Annotated in this window: 11 protein-coding genes; 1 reads left to right on the top strand and 10 read right to left on the bottom strand. The window is 37.3% G+C overall.

The features are described 5' to 3' along the window. Positions 1-42 precede the first annotated feature (42 nt). From KQI71_RS06795 to argC, 10 genes are all read right to left on the bottom strand, one after another. The gene (locus tag KQI71_RS06795; RefSeq protein WP_216435165.1) at positions 43-2,211 is read right to left on the bottom strand and encodes a DNA internalization-related competence protein ComEC/Rec2; all 2,169 of its coding nucleotides are present in this window, start codon (positions 2,209-2,211) and stop codon (positions 43-45) included. 3 nt (positions 2,212-2,214) lie between these two features. After that, complete coding sequence (locus KQI71_RS06790) at positions 2,215-2,727, bottom strand: GerMN domain-containing protein (RefSeq protein ID WP_216435164.1); 513 nt, start codon at positions 2,725-2,727, stop codon at positions 2,215-2,217. Between the two features lie 9 nt (positions 2,728-2,736). After that, a complete protein-coding gene (locus tag KQI71_RS06785; protein WP_216435236.1) occupies positions 2,737-4,137 on the bottom strand; it encodes a sensor histidine kinase in 1,401 nt (466 codons plus the stop codon). A 28-nt stretch (positions 4,138-4,165) separates the two neighbouring features. Next, a complete protein-coding gene (locus tag KQI71_RS06780) occupies positions 4,166-4,855 on the bottom strand; it encodes a response regulator transcription factor (RefSeq protein ID WP_216435163.1) in 690 nt (229 codons plus the stop codon). Between the two features lie 17 nt (positions 4,856-4,872). After that, positions 4,873-5,439, bottom strand: coding sequence for a helix-hairpin-helix domain-containing protein (locus tag KQI71_RS06775; RefSeq protein WP_253287977.1), 567 nt, complete (start codon positions 5,437-5,439; stop codon positions 4,873-4,875). An 88-nt stretch (positions 5,440-5,527) separates the two neighbouring features. After that, positions 5,528-5,965: a DMT family transporter gene (locus KQI71_RS06770; RefSeq protein ID WP_216435161.1), complete on the bottom strand. Its 438-nt coding sequence runs from the start codon at positions 5,963-5,965 to the stop codon at positions 5,528-5,530. A gap of 84 nt (positions 5,966-6,049) precedes the next feature. Next, the gene (locus tag KQI71_RS06765) at positions 6,050-7,249 is read right to left on the bottom strand and encodes an aspartate aminotransferase family protein (protein WP_216435160.1); all 1,200 of its coding nucleotides are present in this window, start codon (positions 7,247-7,249) and stop codon (positions 6,050-6,052) included. Between the two features lie 12 nt (positions 7,250-7,261). After that, complete coding sequence (argB, locus tag KQI71_RS06760) at positions 7,262-8,149, bottom strand: acetylglutamate kinase (RefSeq protein ID WP_216435159.1); 888 nt, start codon at positions 8,147-8,149, stop codon at positions 7,262-7,264. 17 nt (positions 8,150-8,166) lie between these two features. Then, positions 8,167-9,393 carry a bifunctional ornithine acetyltransferase/N-acetylglutamate synthase gene (gene argJ / locus KQI71_RS06755; RefSeq protein WP_216435158.1) on the bottom strand — a complete coding sequence of 409 codons (1,227 nt, stop codon included), beginning with the start codon at positions 9,391-9,393 and terminating at the stop codon, positions 8,167-8,169. A 35-nt stretch (positions 9,394-9,428) separates the two neighbouring features. Further along, entirely contained in the window at positions 9,429-10,469 is a 1,041-nt protein-coding gene (argC, locus tag KQI71_RS06750) for an N-acetyl-gamma-glutamyl-phosphate reductase (RefSeq protein WP_216435157.1), read from the bottom strand. 261 nt (positions 10,470-10,730) lie between these two features. On the opposite strand from argC, the gene KQI71_RS06745 reads away from it, so the two are divergent. After that, a complete protein-coding gene (locus KQI71_RS06745) occupies positions 10,731-11,960 on the top strand; it encodes an argininosuccinate synthase (RefSeq protein ID WP_216435156.1) in 1,230 nt (409 codons plus the stop codon). Positions 11,961-12,182 lie beyond the last annotated feature (222 nt).

The raw sequence follows: 12,182 nt of genomic DNA, 5'->3' as shown, positions 1-12,182 counted from the left end.
TTTTTCTTTAAAATTCAGTATAACACAGCTAGATCTTATGGTCTATCGAAAGATGATGGCTCCTTCCTGATCGGTCCTTTTTATCTGTACCTGATACTGTAGCAATCTTTGGATAACATCCTTGTGTGGATGTCCATACCGATTGTTCTTCCCACAGGAAATGACCGCAATCTTTGGATATGTTATTTTAAGGAAATCCTCCTTCGTCGCGTTTTTCGATCCATGATGAGCAACTTTTAACACATCAACGGGTTTTAGGCCTTCTTTCTGAAGCTCTTCTTCTCCTTCTTTTTCCACATCTCCTGTAATCAAAACTTTTTTTCCAAAAACCATCCCTTGAAAAACAAGAGAAGCTGCATTTTTTTCAAGATCACTTCCTTTTTGTGGATGCAAAACAGAGAGAGAAATTCTATCTGCCAAAAGTTTTCTATCTTTTGAAAGATAAAAAATCTTTGTCCCCGCTTTTTTTGCTGCTCTTTCTATTTTTTTATAGGTTCCATCCTTCTTTACTTCTGGTAAGCCAAGATAACAAACTCTTTTCATTTCAATCAATTCTAAAATCCCAGAATAATGATCTTCATCCATATGCGTAATAATTGCTATTTTTACTTTCTGGAAGCCTTCATAACGAAGATACGGTAGCATTCGATATCTTCCAATATTTTTTACACTACTACTTCCACCGTCAATAAAAATCATACCGCCATTTGCTCGGATGGCAGTGCAGTCTCCTTGTCCAACATCAAGAAATGCAAGACTATTCTTCGGTAATAATACGATTCCAATAATCACCCACATACCAGAAACCATCAACGCTGCATACATTGGTCGTAAAAACTTTTTTTCAATACATCCATAGAAAACAAGATAAAAGATCAAAACCCATAGAAAAGGAACATGACCCGTTGTAATCATTCCGTATTCCTGTCTGGAAAGCCATAAAATGACCTCAAATAAAATTTCCGCAACTCTATGCAAAAAACATGCTGGTGCCCACACAAAGGCAAGTGCAATCGTAAATGCTATAGATGCTGCCGGTACTGCAATCGCATTTGCAAGAAAAGAAAACACCGGTGTTTCATATTGTAAATAAAGAACTATCGGTAACATACCAATCTGAATTTTTATCGGAAAAGAAACTCTTTCCATGATCTGTCTCATCCATCCTTTTTTCTTTCTTTGTTCTTTCTCTTGAATCCAACCAATCACAAAAACAGCACAAAAGGATAATAAAAAGCCAAGGTCAAGAAACGCTAATGGATGCCAAAGAAGAATCACGATTCCCGCAAATGCTGCAGAAGAAAAGAAGTCATAAGATTGTCCAAAAATTTGTGACAAAAAATAAACACCAAGCATAAGAACTGCACGTATCGAAGAAACACTGCCTCCTGTTAATATTGCATAAGAAAGGGCTACAGCAAATCCAACAACCGATGAACAAAAAAATCCAATGCCAATTCTTTTTAGAAGACGATATAAGCTCCTTCCTGCAAGGGAAATATGAAGACCGGATACCGCCAGAAGATGAATGAGACCACTTTGTTTAAAATCATCCACCACATCTTTTCCAAGATCACTTTTATCTCCAAGCAGCATCCCTCGTACCAAGGCTGCTGCCTCCCCATGATATTGTTTCTGTATTTTTTGTTCTATAAACATTCTTATGATATGCTGCCAAAACAATGTTCCTCCTGTAGCATGACTTAGAACCTTAATCTCTTTTGTATATGCACGATAATAAATTTCTTTACTAAAATAATAATTCTGCGAAGAAAACTGACCTGGATTTGTCTGCTTTTCCCACACTTGCAGTTGTGTTGTCGTAACAATCTTATCACCCGGCATCACTTTAAGATCTCCCGTATAATAAAGCATAATCTTTCCTTCTAAACCTTTCTTTTTTAAAAGAAAAGCTGTACTTTTTTCTGTCTTTGCAACCTGACATACCGTTGCCTGTAATATTGCTGTTTTCTGATTAGCTGCCCGTTTAAAATCTTTGTGAATATCCTGTGCTTTTATAAAAAGCATACAAAGTCCGACGAAAAAACCTACCAAAAATGGCCAAAAAGTTTTCTTTTTTACTATAAAAATCCCTGCACCTATTAAAATTACAACGATGAAAAAAACCGCTGTAGAAATCTTCTGATTCCATACAGCGGCCATACCGGAAAGAGCTCCGGCAAATATTAAAACCAAAGGTCTTTGTTCCATAAATTATTTCATTGGCAGATTTCCAAACACAAAACTATCCCTTCCAAGAGCTCCAAGTACTTTACCATCCGTATCAAACATCGGAGTTCCTGCGATAGAAAATGATACATAATCAATCCCTTTGAGCTGGGTTAGTGTATAAACAATCCCTGCACGACAGATCAAATCTTCATTTTCATTTAATTTCTTATATCCAACGGAAAAATCGACAGAAACGATATTAAGATTCACTTTCGCACTGTTGATGATAATCCTTTTTGGAATCGCTGAACGATACTTGCTGTCCTTCCGGTTTTTCTGCATTTGACTCAGAAGAAGATCCACATTTTTTTGTGCATTTTTCCCAAGTTTTACTTTCTTCTTTACAGAAACCAGTGCACTGCATTGCTCATTTGTGTAATAAACTGCCGTTCCTTTCTGCTGCTGTCTGTCATTTTCTTTCTTTGACCGGCAGCCTCCCAGCAAAGCTATAAGACACAGGCAGAAAAGAAATATAACGATTGTTTTCTTTCTCATGGTATCCTCCTATGCATTATACTTTAACGGAATTCTTAAGGTAAACGTTGTTCCTTCTCCAGGTTTACTGTAAAGACGGATCTCTCCTTTATGCATCAAGATCGCACTTTGTGTAATCGCAAGTCCAAGTCCGGTACCTCCAGTATCTCTTGATCTTGCCTTGTCTACACGATAGAAACGGTCAAATACTTGATCCTGACAATCTTCTGGAATACCAACACCAGAATCTGCAACTTTTACATAAAAATATTTATGATCGGCATTCAATGTTACTCTTACCCATCCATCATCAATATTATACTTAATTCCATTTTCAATCAGATTAGAAAATGCAAGTGTTAATTTCACTTCGTCAATTTCCGCCGTTACCGGACGAAAACTTTCAAAGATCAACTCAATATTTCTCTGTGATGCGATCGGTTTCAATCTCTTCATAATAATCTGAAGCAATTCATTGATATCTACTGCGGCAATTTCAAGTTTCGATGCTTTCTTATCCATTTTCACAAGAGATAATAAATCTGAGATAATAACATTTTCACGGTCAATCTCCGCAACCATATCTTCCATAAACTCGCGATAAAGTTCTGCAGGGACCTGATCTCCCTGCTGCAAAAGGGAATCTGCCAGAACTTTCATAGAAGTCATTGGTGTTTTTAACTCATGCGATACATTGGATACAAATTCTTTTCTGGAATCTTCCAGCGTTTGCATCCTTCCAAGAATTTCATTAAATCTTGAAACAATGTTTCGAATTTCCTGGAATCCAACCTCCGTAACAGATTCATCTTCATGTCCGGCTGCAATAAAGTCTACATCTTTCTGAATTTTTCTTAAATCTTTCGTCAGAAGATAACTTAAGATTACGGAAAAAGACAATCCAAAGATGATAAATGCTACAAGCAACATATTTCTTCTCTGGCTCATCTCAAGATTGGCAGCTAAAAGATCTTTCTGTGGAACCGTTGCAATCACAACTCCAGAGATGGTACTCTTTGTTCCTGTCTTCACAAGAATCGGTGTCATAATCTCAATGTAAGATCCTTCTTTTTTTACAATTCGTTTTTCCTTCCCATCCATGATTTTTAAAATATCATCATTAAGGAAAAATTTGTCCTGATAATCTGTGTAAGTGTCTTTGATAATTTTATAATTGCTTTTTACGACAATGATTCGCCCATTCATACTCGCAGCCAGATCGTCAGTTTGATTGGAAAGATTGTTAGAACTGTCATCCATAACAAAATTTACCCCGGCAACCTGATTTCCAAGCCACTTACACTGGCTCTCAATGCTGTCAACTTTCTGTTCGTATGCTTTCTCACTGTATCCGTCATTTAAAAACTTGCTAAATAACACAGAAATAAAAATGGACAGCGCAAAAACTGCGATCAGAATGACAAACTGCATACTGCGAAAGAATGTGAACACGTCCTTCTTAGGCCTGAAAATAGTAACCTACCCCCCACTTTGTATGTACATAGTCCGGTACTCCCGGATTTACTTCGATCTTTTCACGTAATCTACGAATATGAACATCCACAGTTCTTGCATCCCCCGGATAATCATATCCCCATACGGTATTTAATAGATCTTCCCTGCTGTACACCTTATTTGGATGGAACACAAGAAGTTCCAGCAGATCAAACTCTTTTGCCGTCAGATTCACTTCTTTTCCATGAACATGAACTCTGCGGCTTTCGCAATCAATCTTAAGTCCACGGCATTCAACAACTTTCGCAGTTTCCTGTGCCGGTGCATCATGATGTGCCGCACGTCGTAAGATTGCCTTGATACGTGCTTTTACTTCGAGAATATTAAAAGGTTTGGTAATGTAATCATCGGCACCATATTCAAGGCCTAGAATCTTATCCATATCCTCCCCTTTCGCCGTTAACATAATAATTGGAACATTGGAAAATTCCCGGATTGACTGGCATACTTCAAATCCGGTCAATCCAGGCAACATGACATCCAGCAGAATGATGTCATATTGGTTTTCCTTTGCCTTTTGCAACGCTTCCTCGCCATCATACGCACAGTCTACCTGCATTTCATCTTGCTCGAGACTGAACTTGATTCCTTTTACGATTAGTTTTTCATCATCAACCACTAATACCTTTCTCATTCTTTACACCTCTATCATTATATAGTTATACTGTCTTTGATCTTATTGTAGATTCCTTCTTTAATCCCCTGAATCTTCATGATATCTTCAGTTTTTGAAAAAGGGCCATGCTCCTGTCGGTACGCAATAATATCTGCCGCTTTTGATTCTCCGATTCCGGATAATGTCATAAGCTCTTCTTTTCCCGCAGTATTGATATTGATCTTACCATCAGACAATGAGCCCTGACCTCCTGCCTTCTTTGAAGACTCCTGTTTTCCGGTTTCCTTCCTTGATGGAATATAAATCTGCTGTCCATCACTTATCTTCTCTGCTTGGTTAATGCTTTCTCCTGCTGCTTTCTTTGTAAAACCTCCTGCTGCTTTAATCGCTGCTACAATCCGGTCATCGGATGACAATTGATAAACACCCGGATGCTTTACCTGTCCGCAGACATGAACAAAAATTTTTTTCCCAACAGATTCAGTCTTTGTCTTGGCTGTCGTCTCTTGTGTCGAAATTTCTACATCATCTCTGATCGAACATCCTGCTGCCAGCCATACCATCGCCAGCAAAACACCTATTATCTGAACTCTTTTTAACAACGAAAACCTCCCGGTCATTACAAAGAGCCATGGAACATGTAAATCTTCTATTATTGTAACGAAAACATTCCATCTTTACAAGAGATATTTATGATTTCCATTTAAATATTATAATACCCGCCACAAACAAAATTACACCCATACATTTTATCCATTGAAATCCGCTCTTTTGTGCTCCAAATAATCCAAAAATTTCGATTAAATAGGAGACAATAATTTGTGCTGCTACGATGATCATTGCTGACTGTGCCGGACCCAATGATGCCACACTTTTAATAACAGTAAATGTAATTCCCGCTCCTAAAATACCACCAAGCAAAAGATATTTTGGAGAAACTTTTGCAAGAGCAAGAAAACTTTGATCACGTTCTGTAAGAAACCAGATCAAAATACATGCAAGAAATCCACTAAATTGTACAAAAGAACTTGTTGTCCACGTACTACTTTGCTTGGTTACCTCCGTATTAAAAACTCCCTGCACACTCATCAGTGCTCCGGAAATCAGAGCTATGATAAAACCTGACATGAAAAAAACCTCCATTTCAAACTTTTTATAACACATAGTTTTTCCATGAAGGTTTTTTCTATTCATTATACGATATCTTCCTTCCTATTCCTGAATAGATGCTTCAAGAATACGAATCATCTCATCGACATCTTCTTTTTCAATAACAAGAGGCGGAACAAAACGGATAACATTATTTCCTGCAGAAATTAAAATCAGTCCATTATTCAGCGCTTTCTTTACAATCTCACCAACTGGTTTTTCCGGCGCAAATTCAAGACCCTGCATCAAAGCCAATCCTCTGTGTGCTGTAATGCAATCATTACGTTCCTTTAGTCCTTCCAGCTGATCCCATAAATACTGACCAATTTCTTTTGCATGTTCTGGAATTTTTCGTTCTTCAAACTGATCAAAAACTGCATTGATTGCTGCACACGCAAATGGATTTCCACCATAAGTTGTTCCGTGATCACCAGGAACAAGTGCTCCATCTGCACGTTCATTGACAACAAAAGCTCCAACCGGAACTCCACATCCAAGTGCTTTTGCAAGTGCCAATACATCCGGTTTGACTCCATATAAATCATGAGCAAATAAAGAGCCGCAACGTCCCATACCGCACTGAACTTCGTCGAAGATCAATAAAATATCTTTTTCGTCACAAACTTTTCGAAGTCCTTTTAAAAATTCAGGATCCGCTGGATAAATTCCACCTTCTCCCTGTACAACCTCACAAATAATTCCACAAGTTTTATCTGTAATCTTTGATACAACATCTTCTAGATTATTATATTCTGCAAAGACTGCTCGAAATTCTTTTGGTACAAATCCATCCTGATAATGTGCGTTTCCTGTCACAGATAGCGCACCCTGACTTCTTCCATGGAAAGAATGATTCATTGCAATAAATTCATAATCCTTAGAATTATCTTTATTATAAGCATATTTTCTTGCAACTTTTAAGGCACCTTCAATGGCTTCCGTTCCACTATTTGTGAAAAATACCTTTTTCATTTTTGTTGCTTCTACAATTCGTTTTGCTGCCTTTACTGCAGGAACATTATAATAAAGATTTGATGTATGAATCAGCTTATCAATCTGAGCTTTCAGTGCATCATTATAATATTTATTTCCATATCCAAGAGCAAAAACAGCAATTCCTGCTCCAAAATCTAGATATTTTTTATTATCTGTGTCATATAAGTATACACCTTCTCCTCTTTCCAGAACGACAGGAAAACGGTTGTAGGTTTTTAATATATATTTTTCTCCCTGTTCAATATAATCTTTCTGACTCTGACTCATAATTTTTCCCCCCTAAAATAATGGCTCTTTTAAGATTGCTGTACCAACACCTTTTTCTGTAAAGAACTCAAGGAGCAGGCAATGTGCAACTCTTCCATCCAAAATATGAACTCTGGAAACACCATTTTCAATTGCTTCAATACAGTTTTTCAGTTTTGGAAGCATTCCGCCTCCAACCACTCCTTTATCAATGAATTCTCTTGCCTGTGCAAGATCCATCTCAGAAATCAAGGTTGATTTATCTTCTGGATCTACAAATACCCCTTCGATATCTGTTAAAAATACTAGTTTTTCTGCATCTAATGCACTGGCAACAGCACATGCTGTATCATCTGCATTGATATTATAAGCCTCATAATTTTCTCCAAGACCAATTGGAGAAATAACAGGTACAAAATCGTCTTCAATTAATGCTTTTAATAACTCTGTGTCAACCTTTGTAACTTCTCCTACATATCCAAGATCTTTTCCTGGCATTTCCTTCTTCTTGACACGAATCATTTCTGCATCTTTCCCAGATAACCCTACAGCTTTAACTCCAGCTTCTGCCATCATGGCAACAAGCTGCTGGTTTACTTTAAATAATACCATTTCTGCAACTTCCATAGTTTCCTTATCTGTAACACGAAGTCCATGATAAAATTCTGGTTCCTTTCCGGACATACGAACCCATTTGCTGATTTCTTTTCCACCGCCATGCACAATGATCGGTTTCATTCCAATCAACTTTAACAGGGCTACATCGCGGATAACACTTTTTTGTAACTCTTTATCTTTCATAGCACTTCCGCCATATTTTACAATAACATAGCAGTTATTGAATCGACGAATATATGGAAGAGCTTCAATTAATACATTTGCCTTTTCTTTTGACATTTCAATCTGTTCTGCCTGATTCATAATCTTTCCTTTCGTAATTAAGAGCGATAATCTGCATTAATACTTACATATTCATGAGTAAGATCACATCCCCATGCGGTTGCTTCCTCATTTCCACTGTGCATATGAATATCTGCAGTCACTTCTTCTTCTGATAAAATTTTTGTTGCCTCATCCTCTGAATAATCAGTTGCAATTCCATCTTTTACAATATCAATTGATCCGGCGGCACTCTGAAATGTAATATCCACCTTCTGAGGGTCAAAAGATACACCTGAATACCCAAGTGCACATAAAATACGTCCCCAATTTGCATCTTTTCCGTAAATTGCCGCTTTTGTAAGACTTGAAGTTACTACGGATTTGCTTAAGATTTTTGCATTCTCTTTTGTATCCGCACCAGCTACATGAACTTCAAATAATTTGGTACATCCTTCTCCATCACCTGCGATCTTCTTTGCAAGTTCTCGATTTACATAAGTAAGACCTTCTTTAAACACTTCATAATCTGCATTTTTTTCTGAAATCGTTTCATTTCCTGCCATACCATTTGCCATAACAAATACAGAATCGTTCGTTGAAGTATCTCCATCTACAGAAATCATATTAAATGTTTCCTCAACAATCTCTCTTTGCATCTGCAGCAGTAAATCTTTGTGAATAGAAGCATCCGTTGCGATAAAACCAAGCATAGTTCCCATATTCGGATGGATCATACCAGAACCTTTGCAAATTCCCCCAATGGTTACTTCTTTTCCAGAAATCTTTATGATAACAGCGATTTCTTTTGGTTTTGTATCTGTTGTAAGAATAGCCTGTGCTGCATCCTTACTGCTTTGTCTGTCATGTTTTATTTGTGGAACAAGTTGTTTGATTCCTTCTTCAACCACTTCCATTGGAAGCTGCTGTCCAATTACACCTGTAGAACCGACGATAACTTCTTCTTTTTTTATATTTAGAAGTTTTGATACCAGTGTCGCTTCTCTTTCTACATTTTCATATCCTTTGGTTCCTGTACATGCATTCGCAATTCCTGTATTAATGACTGCTGCGCGGATTGTTTCCTGTTCTTCTACAATTTTCTTTCCCCATAAAACAGGTGCTGCTTTTACGACATTTCTTGTGAATGTTCCTGCAATAACAGCTGGCCGTTCACTGTAGATCATTGCCATATCTTTATTCGTCTTTCCTGGTTTTATTCCAGCACGAAGTCCTGCTGCCAGAAATCCTTTTGGTGCAGTTACACCTCCATCAATTACTTTCATCTATCTGTCCTTTCTCTTCTGTCTGATCTTCCTTTTTATGGGAACATCGGAACCAGTTTCAATCCTTCTGTTTCTTCTAATCCAAACATCAGATTCATATTTTGTACTGCCTGTCCTGCGGCTCCTTTTACAAGGTTGTCCATCGCACCCATCATAATGATGCGATTTGTTCTCTTATCAATCTTAAAGTTTACATCCACATAGTTACTTCCTTCTACCCATCTTGTTTCTGGGCAAACATCTTTATCCAATACACGTACAAAATATTCATCCTTATAATAAGAATCATAAATTGCTTTTACTTCTTCATAACTTACATCTTTTTTCAGATTTGCATACGCTGTTACTAAAATTCCGCGATTCATTGGAACAAGATGTGGCGTAAAGTTTAATAGTACTTTTTCTCCAGAAGCATAACTTAACTGATCTTCAATTTCTGGTGTATGTCGATGGGTTGCAACACCATAAGCTTTGATGCTTTCATTGACTTCGCAGTAAAGATTTGCCACTTTCGCTCCGCGTCCAGCACCGGAAGTTCCTGATTTTGCGTCAATGATGATCGATTGCATATCAATCAGTCCCTCTTTTGCCATTGGATAAATAGATAATGTTGAACATGTCGGATAACATCCAGGATTTGCAATCAATCTTGCTTTTTTTACCTGTTCACGGTTGATCTCACAAAGTCCATAAACCGCTTCCTTAATAAATTCCGGACTCTGATGTTTAATTCCATACCATTCTTCATAGCGATTGACATCTTTAATTCGAAAATCTGCACTTAAATCAATGATTTTTGTTTTTGATAATACTTCTTCTGATACAAGAGAACTACATAATCCTTGCGGTGTTGCCGTAAAGATTACATCTGCCTTCTGTGCCAATTCTTCCATATTATCATCCAGACATTTAGCATCTACAATTTCAAACATATTATGAAAAACATCATAATATTTCTGATCTATATAACTTCTGGAACCATACCAGACAATTTCTGCTTCTTTATGCTGTGTTAAAAGTCTTACAAGTTCCTGTCCTGCATATCCAGTTGACCCGATAATTCCTACTTTAATCATAGTTCCTCCCTGTTTTTCTTCTATTTATATATGGATTTTTCTTTTACATTATAATAATGAAAAAACTACCAATCGCTCCTAAGTATACAACTGAATTTTAAAATATGCAATACTTTTGCATAAATATACACTATTTTTTCATTTTATGCATATTCTCTGCTTGAATATTCATGAAAAATGAAAAAAGCCTTGCAAAATAGAAAAATTTAACGTATATTAATAAACAAGTGATTACATATTTGATTAGGAGGACCTATTAGAATGAAAGAAAAAGTTGTTTTAGCATATTCCGGCGGACTTGATACCACAGCACTGATTCCATGGCTCAAGGAAACCTTTGATTATGAAGTTATCTGCTGCTGTGTAAACTGTGGACAAGGTAACGAACTGGATGGTCTGGATGAAAGAGCAAAATTATCCGGAGCTTCTAAATTATATATTGAAGATATTGTCGATGATTTCTGTGACAATTACGTTATGCCTTGCGTACAGGCAGGTGCTGTATACGAACACAAATATCTGCTTGGTACATCTATGGCACGTCCAGCAATCGCAAAAAAACTGGTTGAGATCGCAAGAAAAGAAAACGCTGTTGCAATTTGCCACGGTGCTACTGGTAAAGGAAATGACCAGATTCGTTTTGAACTTGGAATCAAAGCATTAGCGCCTGATATCAAAATCATCGCTCCATGGCGTATGACAGATGTATGGACTATGCAGTCCCGTGAAGACGAAATTGCATTTTGTGAAGCTCATGGAATCCACCTTCCATTTGATGCAAGCCACAGCTACAGCCGTGACCGTAACTTATGGCATATCAGCCATGAAGGACTGGAACTTGAAGATCCATCTCAGGCTCCAAATTATGACAACATGCTTGTATTAGGAGTAACTCCTGAAAAAGCACCAGACAAAGATACCGAAGTAACTATGACTTTTGAAGCAGGTGTTCCAAAAACTCTGAACGGAAAAGAAATGAAAGTTTCTGAAATTATCACAGAATTAAACCGTCTTGGCGGTGAAAATGGTATCGGTATTATTGATATCGTTGAAAACCGTGTAGTTGGTATGAAATCTCGTGGTGTATACGAAACTCCAGGTGGAACCATTCTGATGGCTGCTCATGAACAGTTAGAAGAACTGATCCTTGACCGTGAAACAATGGAAGCAAAGAAAAAACTTGGAAGTCAGCTGGCTCAGGTTGTATACGAAGGAAAATGGTTCACACCTCTTCGTGAAGCAATTCAGGCATTTGTTACTTCTACTCAACAATATGTTACTGGTGAAGTAAAATTCAAACTTTACAAAGGAAATATCATTAAGGCCGGAACAACTTCTCCATACAGCCTGTACAATGAATCTCTTGCATCTTTCACAACTGGTGATATGTATGATCATCACGATGCTGATGGATTCATCACATTATTCGGACTTCCATTAAAAGTTCGCGCAATGAAAATGCAGGAAGCAGAAAAAAATAACAATAAATAATAAAATAAGAAAAAACAACCAGATCGAAGCGCTAAGATCTGGTTGTTTTTTTCTACCTATTAATCATCATTGAAACCAAAAATAGGGGGCTGTAAAATAAGTCCCTAATCAAGGAACGCCAGTTCCGGCAAATGTCGGTTCTGGCGTTCCTTGATTTTATGGTTCTTGTTTTTAACAAAAGGACAGTTTTTCGTGTAAAAAATAGTGCACTTAATAAGCCCG

This window comes from Anaerostipes sp. MSJ-23 (assembly GCF_018918155.1).
Lineage (GTDB): Bacteria > Bacillota > Clostridia > Lachnospirales > Lachnospiraceae > Anaerostipes.
This window is presented reverse-complemented; position numbering and strand designations above follow the sequence as displayed.

Excerpts from the sequence above, each read along its gene's own strand:
- KQI71_RS06795 (WP_216435165.1), bottom strand. The coding sequence starts at position 2,211 with ATGGAACAAAGACCTTTGGTTTTAATATTTGCCGGAGCTCTTTCCGGT.
- KQI71_RS06790 (WP_216435164.1), bottom strand. The coding sequence starts at position 2,727 with ATGAGAAAGAAAACAATCGTTATATTTCTTTTCTGCCTGTGTCTTATA.
- KQI71_RS06785 (WP_216435236.1), bottom strand. The coding sequence starts at position 4,137 with ATGCAGTTTGTCATTCTGATCGCAGTTTTTGCGCTGTCCATTTTTATT.
- KQI71_RS06780 (WP_216435163.1), bottom strand. The coding sequence starts at position 4,855 with ATGAGAAAGGTATTAGTGGTTGATGATGAAAAACTAATCGTAAAAGGA.
- KQI71_RS06770 (WP_216435161.1), bottom strand. The coding sequence starts at position 5,965 with ATGTCAGGTTTTATCATAGCTCTGATTTCCGGAGCACTGATGAGTGTG.
- KQI71_RS06765 (WP_216435160.1), bottom strand. The coding sequence starts at position 7,249 with ATGAGTCAGAGTCAGAAAGATTATATTGAACAGGGAGAAAAATATATA.
- argB (WP_216435159.1), bottom strand. The coding sequence starts at position 8,149 with ATGAATCAGGCAGAACAGATTGAAATGTCAAAAGAAAAGGCAAATGTA.
- argJ (WP_216435158.1), bottom strand. The coding sequence starts at position 9,393 with ATGAAAGTAATTGATGGAGGTGTAACTGCACCAAAAGGATTTCTGGCA.
- argC (WP_216435157.1), bottom strand. The coding sequence starts at position 10,469 with ATGATTAAAGTAGGAATTATCGGGTCAACTGGATATGCAGGACAGGAA.
- KQI71_RS06745 (WP_216435156.1), top strand. The coding sequence starts at position 10,731 with ATGAAAGAAAAAGTTGTTTTAGCATATTCCGGCGGACTTGATACCACA.